The 13,089-nt window shown below is 66.1% G+C and carries 14 protein-coding genes and 1 riboswitch; of the genes, 8 read left to right on the forward strand and 6 right to left on the reverse strand.

Annotated features, from left to right (window positions below):
• Nucleotides 1-409: 409 nt before the first annotated feature.
• On the reverse strand, nucleotides 410-790 hold the full coding sequence (locus ACQR1X_RS32335) for a response regulator (protein ID WP_315805711.1): 381 nt from the start codon (nucleotides 788-790) through the stop codon (nucleotides 410-412).
• A 54-nt stretch (nucleotides 791-844) separates the two neighbouring features.
• Nucleotides 845-1,702: an MJ0042-type zinc finger domain-containing protein gene (locus ACQR1X_RS32340; protein WP_316218862.1), complete on the reverse strand. Its 858-nt coding sequence runs from the start codon at nucleotides 1,700-1,702 to the stop codon at nucleotides 845-847.
• A gap of 214 nt (nucleotides 1,703-1,916) precedes the next feature.
• Here ACQR1X_RS32340 and ftsE point away from each other — a divergent pair, with 214 nt between their 5' ends.
• From ftsE to ACQR1X_RS32360, 4 genes are all read left to right on the forward strand, one after another.
• Complete coding sequence (gene ftsE / locus ACQR1X_RS32345; RefSeq protein WP_315805713.1) at nucleotides 1,917-2,576, forward strand: cell division ATP-binding protein FtsE; 660 nt, start codon at nucleotides 1,917-1,919, stop codon at nucleotides 2,574-2,576.
• Nucleotides 2,569-3,537 carry a cell division protein FtsX gene (locus ACQR1X_RS32350; RefSeq protein ID WP_434900350.1) on the forward strand — a complete coding sequence of 323 codons (969 nt, stop codon included), beginning with the start codon at nucleotides 2,569-2,571 and terminating at the stop codon, nucleotides 3,535-3,537. The genes ftsE and ACQR1X_RS32350 overlap by 8 nt, the downstream gene beginning before the upstream one ends.
• A 255-nt stretch (nucleotides 3,538-3,792) precedes the next feature.
• The gene (locus ACQR1X_RS32355) at nucleotides 3,793-4,506 is read left to right on the forward strand and encodes a YdcF family protein (RefSeq protein WP_315805715.1); all 714 of its coding nucleotides are present in this window, start codon (nucleotides 3,793-3,795) and stop codon (nucleotides 4,504-4,506) included.
• Between the two features lie 12 nt (nucleotides 4,507-4,518).
• Nucleotides 4,519-5,286: a lysophospholipid acyltransferase family protein gene (locus tag ACQR1X_RS32360; RefSeq protein ID WP_315805716.1), complete on the forward strand. Its 768-nt coding sequence runs from the start codon at nucleotides 4,519-4,521 to the stop codon at nucleotides 5,284-5,286.
• Nucleotides 5,287-5,289: 3 nt separating this feature from the next.
• On the opposite strand, the gene ACQR1X_RS32365 is transcribed toward ACQR1X_RS32360, so the two are convergent.
• A complete protein-coding gene (locus tag ACQR1X_RS32365) occupies nucleotides 5,290-5,886 on the reverse strand; it encodes a gamma-glutamylcyclotransferase (RefSeq protein ID WP_434837983.1) in 597 nt (198 codons plus the stop codon).
• A 99-nt stretch (nucleotides 5,887-5,985) separates the two neighbouring features.
• Here ACQR1X_RS32365 and ACQR1X_RS32370 point away from each other — a divergent pair, with 99 nt between their 5' ends.
• Nucleotides 5,986-7,170 (forward strand): DUF2125 domain-containing protein, encoded by a 1,185-nt coding sequence (locus ACQR1X_RS32370; RefSeq protein ID WP_434900351.1) that lies wholly within the window; start codon nucleotides 5,986-5,988, stop codon nucleotides 7,168-7,170.
• A 2-nt stretch (nucleotides 7,171-7,172) separates the two neighbouring features.
• On the opposite strand, the gene ACQR1X_RS32375 is transcribed toward ACQR1X_RS32370, so the two are convergent.
• Genes ACQR1X_RS32375 through ACQR1X_RS32385 form a run of 3 tightly spaced genes read right to left on the reverse strand, consistent with a single transcriptional unit; the run spans nucleotide 7,173 to nucleotide 10,073 of the window.
• Nucleotides 7,173-8,108: a prephenate/arogenate dehydrogenase family protein gene (locus tag ACQR1X_RS32375; protein ID WP_316183686.1), complete on the reverse strand. Its 936-nt coding sequence runs from the start codon at nucleotides 8,106-8,108 to the stop codon at nucleotides 7,173-7,175.
• A complete protein-coding gene (hisC, locus tag ACQR1X_RS32380; protein WP_316237082.1) occupies nucleotides 8,105-9,202 on the reverse strand; it encodes a histidinol-phosphate transaminase in 1,098 nt (365 codons plus the stop codon). Before hisC ends, ACQR1X_RS32375 begins: the two co-directional genes overlap by 4 nt.
• A gap of 37 nt (nucleotides 9,203-9,239) precedes the next feature.
• Entirely contained in the window at nucleotides 9,240-10,073 is an 834-nt protein-coding gene (locus ACQR1X_RS32385; protein ID WP_315805721.1) for a chorismate mutase, read from the reverse strand.
• Nucleotides 10,074-10,268: 195 nt separating this feature from the next.
• Nucleotides 10,269-10,348, forward strand: a riboswitch (SAM riboswitch).
• An 82-nt stretch (nucleotides 10,349-10,430) separates the two neighbouring features.
• Here ACQR1X_RS32385 and metX point away from each other — a divergent pair.
• The 3 genes from metX to ACQR1X_RS32400 all read left to right on the forward strand — a co-directional run bounded on the left by metX (nucleotide 10,431) and on the right by ACQR1X_RS32400 (nucleotide 12,979).
• Nucleotides 10,431-11,684 (forward strand): homoserine O-acetyltransferase MetX, encoded by a 1,254-nt coding sequence (gene metX, locus ACQR1X_RS32390; protein WP_316218865.1) that lies wholly within the window; start codon nucleotides 10,431-10,433, stop codon nucleotides 11,682-11,684.
• Between the two features lie 3 nt (nucleotides 11,685-11,687).
• On the forward strand, nucleotides 11,688-12,350 hold the full coding sequence (metW, locus tag ACQR1X_RS32395; RefSeq protein WP_434900352.1) for a methionine biosynthesis protein MetW: 663 nt from the start codon (nucleotides 11,688-11,690) through the stop codon (nucleotides 12,348-12,350).
• Nucleotides 12,351-12,688: 338 nt separating this feature from the next.
• Nucleotides 12,689-12,979 carry a GIY-YIG nuclease family protein gene (locus ACQR1X_RS32400; protein ID WP_434900353.1) on the forward strand — a complete coding sequence of 97 codons (291 nt, stop codon included), beginning with the start codon at nucleotides 12,689-12,691 and terminating at the stop codon, nucleotides 12,977-12,979.
• The last annotated feature ends 110 nt before the right edge of the window (nucleotides 12,980-13,089 follow it).

Below are 13,089 nucleotides of genomic sequence, written 5' to 3' on the forward strand. Positions count from 1 at the left end.
GTGGTACCTGCCGCCTGCATTTTTTTCGCAGGCGGGCCATGGGTGAGGCCTTCACCCGGCATTCCCTGCGCCCTCCGACCTGTTGAGGGCGACGACGACCGGCAGAGCTCGGGCGAGATACGCCGCGGGAATGCAGGCGTGCGCCAAAATGTAACTGTCGTCCCGGGCAAGCCACGACGGCGCGAAGCGACGGCGTGGTGCTGACCCGGAACCCATAACCACAGGACGATGTCATTGCACACGATGGGGGACCAGCGTCGTGTTTCAACAGCCGCCGGTGGTTATGGGGCCCTGCGTTCGCAGGGACGGCAGCGAAGGAATGCAGGAAGACCACGGATCGCAGCTAAGAGCAGATCCCAATGCGCGAGCCATCCGGCGTCTGGCAGGCGACGCTTCGCGCAGGCGCCTCCTACGCCTTCGCCGCCTTCGACGCCAGCGCATCGGCCACCGCGGTGCGGATGTCGGCGACCGAGAACGGCTTGGTGATGACGTCGTGAGCGATTGCGCTGAGATTCGACGCCCGCTCGCGCTGATGGGCAAAGCCGGTCATCAGCAGGATGGTCAGGTCGGGAAAATCGCGCGCCGCCGACAGTGCCAGCGCGATGCCGTCCATGATGGGCATCTGGATGTCGGTCAGCAACAGGTCGAAGGCGCCGGCCTCGCGCGTCAGGATGTCGAGTGCCTCGGCACCGTCCTGCGCCGTCACGATCTCATGTCCATCCATGGCAATGGCGCGCGCGACCAAGGTCCGCATCGAATCTTCGTCGTCGGCGATCAGCACGCGCGACATGTCGTTTCGTCTCCGTGTCGTGGGCCCCGCGGGCGACCCACGAGACCGGAACCATCATGCACTGCCGGCGGCGAGATCGCGCCGGTTGAAGAACCGTATATCGATATTGCGGCCTTCGGGAGGGGGCGAGGCGAGCCGCGACTTGAACGTCGTGCGCTCACCGGGCTTGAGCGCGGTCTGCTCGAGCAGGGTGTTCCAGGCGTAGATCTCGGTGCCCTGCGCGTCACGGACGCTGAAGCGCAGCCGCGGCAGGTCGACCGGTTTCTTCGTCAGGCTGACGATCGTCCCCTCGATCACCAGCACCGGCTTGCCGTCGACGGTTTCGGTCGCGACCTTCACGTCCTTGAAGCTCAGGCCGCGCAGGTTCACCTCGAGCCCGACCAGCTTGTAGAACGACGCCGTCTGCGGCAGCAGCCTGACGACGTCGGCGCGCCACACCACCAGCGCAATCGTGAGCGCCGCCATGGCGGCCGTCAGCACCGGCAGGTTCAACAGCCTATGGCCTGGGACATCCGGCAATTTCGGGCGCCTGATGAGCGTGCGGAGACCGGCGAGGCGCGAAGCCCCGCTCTGCACCGGCTGCTCGGCCTCTTCGGTGTCGTCCTCGGGCTCGGCGAGCGCGTCCTCGGGCCAGCCGGCGGCCAGCGGCGGACTTTCCACCTCGGGCTGGCGTCCGTCGTCGTCGTCTTCCTGGCGGGCGAGGGCTTCCCACTCGTCGGCGGCGTCACGCGGCGCGGCGGCCGCGCCGGCCTCCGCCATGGCAGGCATGGGGGCGGGCGCCTCGACCGCATCCTCCGGTCGCGCCAGCCAGACCTCCTTGCAACGGGAACAGCGTACGCTGCGGCCGGCCATACCCAGGGTTGCCAAGTCGATGGCATAAGATGTCGTACAATGAGGGCAAACGATGAACATCGCGCCGGTTCTCCAACGGCCATTGCCGCTTTGTTTCCGACAGTTCGTGCTACAAGGACCGCCATGTCGACGAACTTCGGAACTCAATCGCGCCAATGGTACACGGCGACCGTTAACGAACCGGAAACCATAACGGGCGCTCAATCGGGCCATCGTACCGCTGAGCTTGGAGCGTGCGGGTCTGCCGCGCACGCGGTCGAACGGAGCTGACGCTTTGGTTCGGTTCGAAAATGTTGGGCTGCGCTATGGACTGGGGCCGGAGATCCTCCGCGACCTCAGTTTCCAGGTTCCGGCCCATTCCTTCCAGTTTCTCACCGGCCCGTCGGGCGCCGGCAAGACCTCGCTGCTGAAGCTGCTGTTCCTGTCGCTGCGGCCGACCCGCGGCCTGGTCAATCTGTTCGGCTACGACATCTCGCTGCTCAGCAAGGAGGAGATCGCCGATCTGCGCAAGCGCATCGGCATCGTGCTGCAGGATTTCCGGCTGCTCGACCACATGACGACCTACGAGAACGTGGCGCTGCCGTTTCGGGTCATGGGCCGCGACGAGTCGAGCTACCGCAAGGAGGTCATCGACCTCCTGAAATGGGTCGGCCTCGGCGAGCGCATGGATGCGCTGCCGCCGATCCTGTCGGGCGGCGAGAAGCAGCGCGCGGCGATCGCGCGCGCCGTGATCTCGCGGCCGCAGCTGCTGCTCGCGGACGAGCCGACCGGCAACGTCGATCCGACACTGGGTCGCCGCCTTCTGCGGCTATTCATCGAGCTGAACCGCTCGGGCACGGCGGTGATCATCGCAACCCATGACATCACGCTGATGGACCAATACGAGGCCCGCCGGCTGGTGCTGCATCAGGGACGATTGCACATCTATGAGTAGCGTAGACGATCGCGGCCTTCTGGTCGATCTCGGCGACGACCGCCCGCAACTGCCGGCGCAGGCCCGCATCGTGTCGCCGATCGTGCCGCGCGCCTCGATCGCGGGCCGCGCGCTGGTCGCCGTGGTCGCGATCATGACCTTCCTGGCCTCGATCACGACCGGTGGCGTGCTGCTGGTCAGCGAGTCCGCGGCCGAGTGGCAGTCGGAGGTGGCGAGCGAGATCACGGTCCAGGTCCGTCCCAAGGCCGGCCGCGACATCGAGCGTGACATTGCCCTGGTGACGGACGCGATGCGGGGGCAGTCGGGCATCGTCGAGGTCCGGCCCTTCACCAAGGAGGAATCCAGCAAGCTGCTGGAGCCGTGGCTCGGCAGCGGCCTGTCGTTCGACGAGCTTCCGGTGCCGCGCGTGATCATTGCGCGCGTCCAGCCCGGCACCAGCTTCGATCTCAACGCCCTGCGCACCCGCGTGACCCAGGTTGCGCCGACCGCCAGCGTGGACGACCATCGCGCCTGGATCGAGCGGATGCGCTCGATGACCGGCGCGACCCTGTTTGCAGGCTTCGGCATTCTCGTGCTGGTGATCGCGGCCACCATCATCTCGGTGTCGTTCGCGACCCGCGGCGCGATGGCCGCGAACCGGCCGATCGTCGAGGTGCTGCACTTCGTCGGCGCCGGCGACCGCTACATCGCCAATCACTTCCTGCGGCACTTCCTGCAGCTCGGACTGGAGGGGGGCGTGATCGGCGGCGGCCTTGCGATGCTCGGATTCGGATTCTCTGAGTCGATCGCCAACTGGTTCTCCGGCACCCCCGTCGGCGATCAGTTCGCGGCGTTGCTGGGGACGTTCTCGCTGCGCCCGCTCGGCTATGTCGCGATCGCGCTGCAGGCCGTGGTGATCGCCGCGGTGACCGGCTGGGCCGCACGCCGGACCCTGTTCACGACGCTGGCGAGCATCGACTGATGGCGGCTTCTATCCCCAGCCGTCTCGTTGCGGATTTCACTTGGCCCGAAAACCGCCTAAAATCGTCTGCGCCGGGATGAGGCAGGACGGGGTGAGCTGGGTCACGAACACGGCGGAGGTCGCGCGCCAGGATCGGCGGCGAGCGAACGTGATCGGGAGGCCGGCGAAACCTGCCTGCGTTCCCGGACTTGAACGACGGGATCGCGCGACGGCATGGCGCCGCGCGCAGGCAGGCAAGGACAAGCCAGGCGTTGCATGGAGCCGGAGACCGACCATAGCAGGCGAAAGCTGCCGCTCACCGTGGCGGTGTGGCGGACGGTCGCGGGCGCCGTGGCGACGCTCGGGGTCGGTTTCTTCGTCGCGGCGGTCGGTTTCGTCGGCTTCCTCTCGCAATTGCGGGGCGCCGAGATCCAGCCCGAGCGCAAGGCGGACGGAATCGTGGTCCTGACCGGCGGCTCGTCACGCGTATCGGACGCGGTGGAACTCCTGGCGGGAGGCTATGGCCGGCGGCTGCTGATCTCCGGCGTGCATCCGACCAACGAGGCCAGCGACATCACCCGGTCGCTGCCCGAGGCGCGATCATTCATCAACTGCTGCGTCGATCTGGATTATTCGGCGATCAACACCCGCAGCAACGCCGCGCAGACGCGGCGATGGGCCAGCGAGCGCGGCTTCAAGTCGCTGATCGTGGTGACGTCGAACTATCACATGCCCCGGGCCATCGTCGAACTCTCGCATGCGATGCCAAGCATGGATCTCATTCCATATGCCGTCGTCGGCGAGAAATGGCGCGACGAGCCGTGGTGGACCAGCGCGCCGACGGTGCGACTTCTGCTGTCCGAATACGCCAAATATGTCGCCGCCGAGATGCGGCTGCGGCTGGCCGACCTCGGCCTCGATCTCGTGCCCGAGGTCGATCCGCCAACCGGCTCGGTGTCGCGCCGACCGACGACGGCGCAAGCCAATTGAACTGGGTTTCTGATGGTCTCGATCTTCCTGCGTTCGCTGCTGTTCAACATCCTGTTCTACCCGAACTTCGTGCTCTGGGCGCTGATCGCGTTGCCGACCCTGGCGATGCCCCGCAAGGCGCTGCTGCGCGTCGCCAACTGGTGGGCGCAGAGCAACATCGTGTTGATGCGCGTCGTCTGCAACATCCGCGTCGAATATCGCGGCGTCGAGAAGATCCCGAAGGGGCCGCTGATCGTCGCCGCCAAGCATCAGTCGATGTGGGAGACGATCTCGCTGCTGCATTTCTTCGATGCGCCATTCTTCGTTCTCAAGCGCGAGCTGCTGCGCATTCCCTTGTTCGGACAGTATCTCGTCAAGGCGGACATGATCGCGATCGACCGCAGCTCCGGCGCCCGCGCGTTGAAGCAGGTGATGCGGCGGGCGGCGGAGGAGGTGAAGCATGGCCGTCAGTTCGTGATCTTCCCGGAAGGCACCCGGCGCCCGGCGGGCGCACCGCCGGACTACAAGGGCGGGGTCGGTTTGATCTACACGGATTGCGGCGTACCCTGCCTGCCGGTGGCCCTGAATTCGGGTTTGTTTTGGCCACGCCGCACATTTCTGCGCTATCCGGGCACGCTCGTCGTGGAGTTTCTCGATCCGCTGCCGCCTGGCCTGCCGCGCGATGAGTTCATGGCGCGGATTCAGGGTGTCATCGAAGAGGCGACCGGCCGGCTCGTCGCCGCGGGGCAAGCGGAACAGGCGCAGTTGTTTGGCGGGGTGCGGGCGCCGGTGAAGGCTTGAGGGCTATGTCTTGCCTGGCGCAGGATGCAGCGAGTGGCCGTCATCGTGCAGCATCGTCGCCAGCCGATGCAACTGCGTATCGCGAAAGCCCTGCGCCTCGATCGCCTTCACGGTCGAGATCACGTAGTCGCGATTGGCGCCGGACTGGCCGTGACCCTGGCGCACATGGCGCAACTGCTCCTGCGGCGACAGCCGGCCTGCATATTGCACATGGCCGCGATCGACCACGTAGACCAATGCGCTCACCCGCTCGCGCGCTTCGTTTTCAAGCCAAACCGAGCGCGTCACTTCGCGATAGACCGAGGTCACCTGCTCACGCGCCCGCAAGTAGGCGATGGTCTCGTCGCGCTTGTCTGCTGCGACCCGAAACGCAATGCCGCGACACGCGCCGCCGCGATCGAGACCGAGCACGAGGCCCGGCTTCTCCGGCGTTCCGCGGTGGACGAACGAGTAGACGCACAGCGCGCGATGCTCGCCGATCAGCCGAGCCGGCACCTGCTCGACGAAGTCGAAGCCAGGGCGCCACATCAGCGAGCCATAGCCGAACACCCAGAGGTCGCCATCGGGAAGGTCGGGTTCGGAGAGGGTCATTGCGGACATCAATGCGGAAGCCTAAGTACGGTGCTCGCGAATTGTTAATTTAGATACACAATCCGTGATCGCCGAATTGCCAAAATTGCTGCCCAAAGGGTGTCCTGCATGTCTCGTTCGCCGCAACCGCCGCGCAGGCGCTCTCGCTGGGGGCTTTTCATCGCTCCCGTCCTGCTCCTGATCGCCGCTGTTGCGTGGAGCGCATTCTGGTTCTTCGCCGCTTCGCAAGTGGATGTCCAGGCCGACGCCTGGCGTGCGCGCGAAGCAAAATCGGGACGCGTCTATGACTGCGCGAAGCGCTCGGTCGCGGGCTTCCCGTTCCGGCTCGAGGTCCGCTGCACGGATCCAAGCGTGGCACTGTTTTCGCAGGCGGCCGGTACGCCCTTGATGAATGCGAAGCTCGACGAGATCCTCGTCGTCGCCCAGGTTTGGGACCCGAAGCGGATCATCGCGGAGTTCAAGGGACCCGCGACGATTGCCGATGGTCGTGGAACGGCGTCGTTCTCCGTGAACTGGCGCGTCGGCGAGGCCAGCGTCCGCGGCCTCCCGGGGCCGCCGCAGCGCGCCGACCTCGTGTTCGAACAACCGACCATCGACCGCATCGAGGGCAACACCGCCGTGCCCGCAGCGCGCGCCGATCATGCCGAATTGCACGGCCGTCTCGCCGAGGGCACGCCGTCGGATCATCCGGTGCTGGAGACTGCGCTGCAGATCGAAAACGGCAGCATCCAGGGCGGTCATCCGCTCCTGGCCGAACCGTTCAATGCCGACATCCAGGCCCGCGTCACCGGTCTGAAGGACTTCCGGCCCAAACCCTGGCCGGAGCGGTTTCGCGAGATCCAGGCCGCCGGCGGTCATGTCGAGATCGTCCAATCGCGCATCCAGCAGGGCGAGTTGCTCGCCGTTGCCTCGGGCACGCTCAGCCTGACCGCCAACGGCAACATCGATGGCGAGGTGCAGATGACGGTCGCCGGGATCGAAAAGGTCATCCCGGCGCTCGGCCTCGACAAGATGCTCGAGAACGGCGTGCCGCAGGGAACGCTCGACCGCGTGGCGCCCGGTGTGAAGTCGCAGGACGTCAACAACCTGCTCGGTGCGCTCGACCGCGCCATTCCTGGCCTCGGCAAGATCGTCAAGCAGAACGCCAATGTCGGCGTCGCACTCGGCATCAATGCGCTCGGCAAGGAGGCCACCCTCGAAGGCCGCAAGGCGCGGACCTTCCCGCTGCGGTTCTCCGACGGCGTCGTCGTGCTCGGTCCGTTCAAGGTCGCCCGTGTCCCGCCGCTGTTCTGACCTCAGCTCTTCTTCAACTGCGGCAGCGGCCGGCCGAAATCCGGCGCCGCCGAATCCTGGCCGATATCGACGATGCCGCGGCGGATCGCGCGCGTGCGGGTGAAGTGATCGAACAGCGCCTCGCCGTCGCCGCGCCGGATCGCCCGCGTCAGCTTCGACAGGTCCTCGGTGAAGGTGCCGAGCATGTCGAGCACGGCATCCTTGTTGCTCAGGAAGATGTCGCGCCACATCGTCGGATCGGAGGCGGCGATGCGGGTGAAGTCGCGGAAGCCGCCGGCGGAGAATTTGATCACCTCGGACTCGGTCACCTGCGCCAGCTCGTCGGCGGTGCCGACGATGGTGTAGGCGATCAGATGCGGTAGGTGGCTGGTGATCGCGAGCACGCGGTCGTGATGGTCCGGCGTCATGATCTCGACCTTGGCGCCGAGCGCCGTCCAGAATGCACGCAGACGATCGATCGCGCCGGCATCGACGCCGTCGGGCGGCGTCAGGATGCACCAGCGGTTGATGAACAGCTCGGCGAAGCCGGAATCGGGCCCGGAATTCTCGGTGCCGGCCACGGGATGGGCCGGCACGAAGTGGACGTTCGCCGGAAGATGCGGCGCCATGTCGCGCACGATCGCGCCTTTCACCGAGCCAACGTCGGAGACGACGGCGCCCGGCTTCAGATGCGGCGCGATCTCGGCCGCAACCGGACCGCAGGCGCCGACGGGAATGCAGAGGATGACGAGATCGGCGTCCTTGACCGCCTCTTCATTGCTCGCGACGACGCGGTCGACGACGCCGAGCTCGGCGACACGCGCGCGCGTCTTCTCCGAGCGCGCCGTGGTGACGATCTCGCCGGCCACGCCCTGCAGCCGCGCCGCGCGCGCGATCGAGCCGCCGATCAGGCCGAAGCCGATCAGCGCGACGCGTTCGAATCGCCCCGCGACGCTCATGTCGCCCTCATGAATTCGCTGAGAGCCTCCACGACCAGACGATTGGCCTCCTCGGTGCCGATCGTCATGCGCAACGCGTTCGGCAGCTTGTAGTTGGCGAGCGCGCGCAGCACGAGGCCGCGCCGGGTCAGGAATTCGTCGGCCTCGACCGCGGTCTTGCCCTTGTCGGTCGGGAAGTGGATCAGGATGAAATTGGTGACACTCGGCGTCACCTTCAGCCCAAGCTTGCCGATCTCCTCGGTCAGCCAGTTGCGCCACGTTTCCGTGTGCGTCTTCGACATCTGCTGATGCGCGGTGTCCTCGATCGCGGCGACCGCCGCGAGCATCGCCGGTGAGGAAACGTTGAACGGCCCGCGGATGCGGTTGATCGCATCGACGATATGCGCCGGGCCGAACATCCAGCCGACGCGGAGCGCCGCGAGCCCGTGGATCTTCGAGAACGTATGGGTGACCACGGTGTTCTCCGTCGTGGCGACCAGCTCGAGCCCGAACTCGTAGTCATTGCGCGAGACATAGTCTGCATAGGCGGCGTCGAGCACCAGCACGACATGGGAGGGCAGACCGGCGCGCAGCCGCTTGACCTCGTCGAACGGGATGTAGGTGCCGGTCGGGTTGTTCGGGTTGGCGAGCCAGACCAGCTTGGTGCGCGGCGTCACCGCGGCAAGGATGGCGTCGACGTCGGTGCGATATTCCGTCTCCGCGGCAACCACGTTCCTGGCGCCGCAGGCCATGGTCGCGATCGGATAGACCAGGAAGCCGTGGGCGGTGGAGATCGCCTCGTCGCCTTGGCCGAGAAAGGTGTGTGCCAGCAGATTGAGGATCTCGTCGGAGCCGGCGCCGCAGACGATGCGGTCGGGATCGAGGCCGTAGGCGCGGCCGATCGCCTGGCGCAGCACCCGTGAAGTCCCTTCCGGATAATCTTCCAGGTGAGTGGCCGCACTCTTGAATGCCTCGATCGCCCTCGGCGAGGGGCCGAACGGGGTCTCATTGGCCGACAGTTTGAAAACCTTGCGGCCCGGCTCCGGCTGGGGACTCTTGCCCGGTGTATAGGGCGCGATATCGAGGATGCCGGGGTTCGGCACGGGGCGGTTCATCGTCAACTCCGGAAAATCATCACTGGCGCGGGGCGTCTCAGCTCGGAACCGTATAGCGTTTCGCATGGCCGCCGACGAGGGCGGCGGAGCGTACCGAGGCGCCCGCCGCGATCAGGGCAGCCCTGATCTTGTCGAGGTTCGACGGCGACTCGATCGATACCAGCAGTGCGGCGCCGTCGAAGGCGGTATCGGGCACCGCGATGACGTCGGCGAGCGGCGACAGCGCCCGCGACACCTGCGCATTCCAGCCGGAGACGCGGATGCTCCAGGTCTCGACCTCGAGCACCAGCGCATCGTCGGCGACGCGCGACACCGCGAACACCGGCAGCGCGGCGGGATGGTCGGCGCGCTCGATGAACGGCATCCGCGCGATGATCTTTGGCGCGCCCACGGGCTCGAGCGTGATCCACCACGGCGTATGGCCGGAGGTCGTCGACACCAGCGCGAGATCGCCCTTCGAGCGCGCCACAGCCTCGACCGCGGCTTGCGCGCTGAAATGCGGCACGTAGGGCACCACGAATCCGAAATGGAACCTGGCGGAATCGCGCATCGCGGATTCGCCGACCGACACGTCGGCATGAACCGAGAACGGCGCCTGCACATAGGTGAAGGTCGAGACGATCACGCGCCAGATCCCCTCGACGGTGTCGAGCGGCAGGATGCCGCGATGGCGCTGCACCAGGCGGCGCATCATGTCGGCCTCGCGCGCGGGCCTGAACGCCGAGCCGACCTCCTGGGTCTTCTTGACCTTGATCAGCCGGTCGATGATGTCGGCCCTGTTCATCAGCAACTGATGGACCTGCTCATCGATGGCATCGATCTCCTTGCGCAGATCGGCGAGCGAGGGCGGGGCGGGCGGCGGGTTCGACATGGTCCGTGTCACTCTTCGCGAGGCCACGGGAAAACCTGCGGCCAAAGGAACGGATGCCGTTCTCTCCGATGCCGCGGACCTGCGCAACAGCAAGTTTACCTTGCGCCATCCAGGCTTGGCTGACCTGCGGCAGAGCGCCCGACCAACGGTCAACCCCAGCTTGCCTTGACGAATAGCGCCCGCGGGACTAGTTTCTGCCCGTTCCGTGGTCATTTGAGCCGGCCGGCTTGCAGCCACGTTAAAAAACTCGCTAAACAGGCCGGGGACGTTATCGATCCCGGCCGAACCCCAGTTCAGGCCGGGTTTTTCATGGCCTGATGTGTCACGTGGTTCGGGAGCCCTGGCCGGATGGCTGGGGTGAGAGACATGACAGGTCTGACGCCGAAGTCCAAATCTGCGACGTCCAAATCTGCGACGCCTACATCCGCGTTGCGCACGGTCGCGCCCGACGAGCGCTCGCACGAGGTCGATCATCCGAGCTCGCCGGTGGCGCAGTTCGGCGCCGACAAGCCGCTCAGGCTCGATTGCGGCGTCGACCTGTCGCCGTTCCAGATCGCCTACCAGACCTACGGCGAGCTCAATGCCGACCGGTCGAACGCGGTGCTGGTCTGCCACGCGCTGACCGGCGACCAGCACGTCGCCAACCGCCATCCCGTCACCGGCAAGCCCGGCTGGTGGGAGACGCTGGTCGGTCCCGGCCGCCCGCTCGATCCCAGTCGCTATTTCATCATCTGCTCCAACGTGATCGGCGGCTGCATGGGCTCGACCGGGCCGGCCTCGCTGAACCCCGCCACCGGCAAGGTGTGGGGGCTCGATTTCCCGATCATCACCATCCCCGACATGGTGCGGGCGCAGGCGATGCTGATCGATCATCTCGGCATCGACACGCTGTTCGCCGTGGTCGGCGGCTCGATGGGCGGCATGCAGGCGCTGCAATGGACGGTGGCCTATCCGCAGCGCGTGTTCGCCAATCTCGCGATCGCCTGCGCGACGCGCCACTCGGCGCAGAACATCGCCTTCCACGAGCTTGGCCGCCAGGCCGTGATGGCCGATCCCGACTGGGATCACGGCCGTTACGCCGACAAGGGCACGCATCCGCATCGCGGCCTGGCTGTGGCGCGCATGGCTGCGCACATCACCTACCTCTCCGACGCCGCCTTGCATCGCAAGTTCGGCCGCCGCATGCAGGACCGCGAGCTGCCGACGTTCTCCTTCGACGCCGATTTCCAGGTCGAGAGCTACCTGCGCTACCAGGGATCGTCCTTCGTCGAGCGCTTCGACGCCAACTCCTATCTCTATCTGACGCGGGCGATGGATTATTTCGACATCGCCGGCGACCATGACGGCGTGCTGGCGGCGGCGTTTCGCGGCATCAAGACCCGTTTTTGCGTGGTGTCGTTCACCAGCGACTGGCTGTTTCCGACCGCGGAGTCGCGCGCGCTGGTGCATGCGCTCAACGCCTCCAGCGCGCGGGTGTCGTTCGCCGAGATCGAGACCGACCGGGGCCACGACGCGTTCCTGCTCGATGTCCCCGAGTTCTTCGAGATCGCCAGCGCGTTTCTCGATTCCGCCGGCAAGGCGCGCGGGCTTGCCCATGCGAAGGGAGACTGAGCCATGAGCCTGCAGGGTGTGCTGCCGCTGAACGGCTTTACTGGCGGCGAGGTGCTGGCCTATCGGCCCGATCATCTGCTCGTCGCCGGCATGGTCGAGCGCGGCTCCAAGGTGCTCGACATCGGCTGCGGCGATGGCGATCTGCTGCAACTGCTGGAAAGCCGCGGCATCGACGGCCGCGGCATCGAGCTGTCCCGCGAGGGCGTCAACCATTGCGTCGCCAAGGGGCTCGCGGTGGTGCAGGGCGACGCCGATACGGATCTCGTCGACTATCCGGACGACGCGTTCGACTACGTGATTCTGTCGCAGACCCTGCAGGCGACGCGGCAGCCCAAGGTCGTGCTGGAGAACCTGCTGCGCATCGGCCGCCGCGCCATCGTCACCTTTCCGAATTTCGGCTTCTGGCGGCTGCGGCTGCAGCTGCTGGTCGGTGGCCACATGCCGCGCACCGACAATCTGCCCTTCACCTGGTACGACACGCCGAACATTCATTTCTGCACCATCAAGGACTTCGTGCAGCTCTGCGACGAGATCGACGTCAAGATGGAACGCGCCGTCGCGCTTGACAGCTACGGCCGCCCCTTGCGCGTCGCGATGCCCTGGTGGTTCTGGAACATGTTCGGCGAACAGGGGGTGTTTCTGCTGAGCCGGGGTGAGCGGCGGTAGGGCTCAGACACTGCAGTCCCGGGCGCGCTGTCGGCGTTTGGCGCTCGCTCTCTCCACCGTCATGGCCGGGCTTGTCCCGGCCATCCACGTCGTTCGGCATTCCGAGACCCGCGTGGGTGCCCGGGACAAGCCCGGGCATGACGAGTAACCCAATAGCGATCCAGCATGGAGCGAGCGATGGTCGTCGTCTCTCTCCGTCGTCATGGCCGGACGTGTCCCGGCTATCCACGTCGTTCGGCATTCCGAGAGCCACGTGGATGCCCGGGACGGAGCCCGTGCATGACGAGCAAATCAGTTGGCATGTTGCTCGTGGCAATGTCTCACCGTAGTATCCCGCAATGGCGGGTGGCTACGTGTATTTCATGACCAATCGTCCGAATGGCACGCTCTATGTCGGCGTGACCAGTGATCTTGTGCAACGCGTCTATCAGCATCGATGCGGCCTCGTTGATGGCTTTACCAAGCGATATGGCTTGAAGCGTCTCGTCTACTTCGAGGTCTTCGACGAAATCCAGAGCGCGATCCAGCGCGAGCACAACATCAAGCATTGGTCGCGCGCGTGGAAAGTTGGGCTGATCGTTGCAAGCAACCCCGACTGGGACGATCTCTACGACACGATTGTAATGTAGACCGTGGATGCGGAGCGACGTGGATGGCCGGGACAAGCCCACGGCTGTCCGGTTCAGGCAGGCTGGACAAGGCGCATGGCGTGGATTCTTCTGCGGTCTTGAGCATCGCC

Source organism: Bradyrhizobium sp. HKCCYLRH3073, assembly GCF_051167995.1.
Taxonomy (GTDB): domain Bacteria; phylum Pseudomonadota; class Alphaproteobacteria; order Rhizobiales; family Xanthobacteraceae; genus Bradyrhizobium.

What these genes read in the sequence shown, in the direction of transcription:
- ACQR1X_RS32370 (WP_434900351.1), top strand. Translation starts at nt 5,986, where the DNA reads ATGTCTCGTTCGCCGCAACCGCCGCGCAGGCGCTCTCGCTGGGGGCTT.
- ACQR1X_RS32400 (WP_434900353.1), top strand. Translation starts at nt 12,689, where the DNA reads ATGGCGGGTGGCTACGTGTATTTCATGACCAATCGTCCGAATGGCACG.
- ACQR1X_RS32375 (WP_316183686.1), bottom strand. Translation starts at nt 8,108, where the DNA reads ATGAGCGTCGCGGGGCGATTCGAACGCGTCGCGCTGATCGGCTTCGGC.
- ACQR1X_RS32360 (WP_315805716.1), top strand. Translation starts at nt 4,519, where the DNA reads ATGGTCTCGATCTTCCTGCGTTCGCTGCTGTTCAACATCCTGTTCTAC.
- ACQR1X_RS32335 (WP_315805711.1), bottom strand. Translation starts at nt 790, where the DNA reads ATGTCGCGCGTGCTGATCGCCGACGACGAAGATTCGATGCGGACCTTG.
- ACQR1X_RS32340 (WP_316218862.1), bottom strand. Translation starts at nt 1,702, where the DNA reads ATGTTCATCGTTTGCCCTCATTGTACGACATCTTATGCCATCGACTTG.
- ACQR1X_RS32355 (WP_315805715.1), top strand. Translation starts at nt 3,793, where the DNA reads ATGGAGCCGGAGACCGACCATAGCAGGCGAAAGCTGCCGCTCACCGTG.
- hisC (WP_316237082.1), bottom strand. Translation starts at nt 9,202, where the DNA reads ATGAACCGCCCCGTGCCGAACCCCGGCATCCTCGATATCGCGCCCTAT.
- ACQR1X_RS32350 (WP_434900350.1), top strand. Translation starts at nt 2,569, where the DNA reads ATGAGTAGCGTAGACGATCGCGGCCTTCTGGTCGATCTCGGCGACGAC.
- metW (WP_434900352.1), top strand. Translation starts at nt 11,688, where the DNA reads ATGAGCCTGCAGGGTGTGCTGCCGCTGAACGGCTTTACTGGCGGCGAG.
- ACQR1X_RS32365 (WP_434837983.1), bottom strand. Translation starts at nt 5,886, where the DNA reads ATGTCCGCAATGACCCTCTCCGAACCCGACCTTCCCGATGGCGACCTC.
- ACQR1X_RS32385 (WP_315805721.1), bottom strand. Translation starts at nt 10,073, where the DNA reads ATGTCGAACCCGCCGCCCGCCCCGCCCTCGCTCGCCGATCTGCGCAAG.